The sequence below is a fragment of the Rhodovulum steppense genome, from assembly GCF_004339675.1.
Taxonomy (GTDB): domain Bacteria; phylum Pseudomonadota; class Alphaproteobacteria; order Rhodobacterales; family Rhodobacteraceae; genus Rhodovulum; species Rhodovulum steppense.
Genome location: NZ_SLVM01000062.1, coordinates 1 through 1,410 on the forward strand (window position 1 = coordinate 1; position 1,410 = coordinate 1,410).

General features: G+C 62.0%; 1 protein-coding gene. It reads left to right on the forward strand.

Features of this window, described 5'->3' with window-relative positions:
- Positions 1–570: 570 nt before the first annotated feature.
- Positions 571–978 (forward strand): GFA family protein, encoded by a 408-nt coding sequence (locus tag EV216_RS18040; RefSeq protein ID WP_132697263.1) that lies wholly within the window; start codon positions 571–573, stop codon positions 976–978.
- Positions 979–1,410: the final 432 nt, after the last annotated feature.

A 1,410-nucleotide genomic window follows, 5' to 3' on the forward strand; every position in this document is an offset into this window, starting at 1 on the left:
CTCGGTCAGCCAGTAAAGATTGCTCATAGATCAGGTCTCCTCGCGGAGCCTGAATCACGCCAAAGACCTGAAATCAATGGGTCTGGAGCCTAGGCGGCGGTGACGAAGAAGGAGCGCTGGGAATGGGGCGGGCGTTGTCAGGGATGTAGACGGGTTCGCCACCTGACTGCATTTCAATCACCTGCACAACATCACCTCTTGGGGGGGGGCGGCGCTGACGGAGCCGCAGGCATCGGGCGTGTGTTCGTTTCGGGTTGCCCTCTGCCGCCACTTGGTGGGCGTGCGGGCGGCTTGGGCGGGGACGGAGGTTTTGCCATCTTTAGCTACCTCTTCGGCTTTGCAGGCGCAGCGAATGGCAGGAATGACGCGCCGCACCGCACCGCGGCATCCGATCTGGCAGGTGGAAGGCCGCATGGGCCGTCCTCGTCGCTGCGAGATGCGCACGATTCGGCGCATGTTGCGACGCGACATAGGTCGGCTCCGAGCCCACGTTGACCCTGGTTCCAGGCATGGATACTGATTGGGAGGGCCGCAAGGCGGCTTCACGGTTGCGTGTCAAAGGGATTTCGAGTGGACAGTCTGGTGTCTGGACAGTGTCTGTGCGGCGCTGTGACGTTTCGCATAACGGGAGAGTTCGAGAGGTTCTTCCTGTGCCACTGCACGCGCTGCCGCAAGGATAGCGGCTCGGCCCATTCGGCAAACCTGTTTTCGTCGACGGCGATGATCACCTGGTTGTCAGGAGATGCAAATATCAGGACCTTCCGGCTTTCCGGATCAAGACATGTGAAGTGCTTTTGCACGATCTGTGGCTCCGCGCTGCCGTTTTCTCAAGCGGACGATGGTGTGCTTGTCGTGCCGGCAGGGTCGCTTGATGGCGAGGCCGGCATGCGGCCCGACGCGCATCTCTGCTTTTCCAGTCGTGCGGATTGGGACAACGATCTCGCGTCCCTCGATAGGTTTGACGAACTTCCGGCTTGAACGGCCGCTCTCTCGGCACGTCCGCTTCGTCCCGCACCCCAGCCGCTCGCCTGCCGCCAGGAATGCGCATGCAGCGAATGGCCGGTCTGGTGAAGCTGCGCCGCAGCGCCTGGCGATGTGTTGAAGGTCCGGAACGGGCCGCTCGCGATCAGTCTACGGCGATTGTAGCGCGCTTCAACCGCCACCGAAAATACCGCTCCACCCCCATCACCATCACCACTGCCCAGCTCGCCAGATAGGCCACCCCGCACAGCCCCACCACGCGGATCGACATGCTCCCAGATCAGCCGTCGCTCGGCGTAGGCGATGTAGGGGTGCAAGATTTCCGGCTTTGGGTCGATGGTTAGTGTCCGAGCAGCTGGTGTAATTTCATCGCCTTCGGCGGTGTGATCCCGGGTGGCCATCGAGGTGTATGGTCGAGGTGGAGTTTGG